Annotated in this window: 1 pseudogene; it reads left to right on the top strand. The window is 60.2% G+C overall.

Annotation, left to right across the window (positions count from 1 at the left end):
• Positions 1-236: pseudogene (locus RVY79_RS21595) on the top strand (energy-dependent translational throttle protein EttA); the annotation flags it as partial.

Consider the following 236-nt stretch of genomic DNA (forward strand, 5'->3'; position numbering starts at 1 on the left):
GGCCGTCAGGCCAAGTCGAAGGCGCGTCTGGCCCGCTTTGACGAGCTGAACAGTCAGGAATACCAGAAGCGCAACGAAACGCAGGAAATCTTCATCCCGGCCGGCGAGCGCTTGGGCAATGAAGTGATCGAATTCGAGAACGTCAGCAAGAGCTACGGCGATCGCCTGCTGATCGACAATCTCAGCTTCACGATTCCGCCGGGCGCGATCGTCGGCATCATCGGCCCGAACGGTGC

It is taken from the genome of Chromohalobacter sp. HP20-39 (genome assembly GCF_033052815.1).
Lineage (GTDB): Bacteria > Pseudomonadota > Gammaproteobacteria > Pseudomonadales > Halomonadaceae > Chromohalobacter.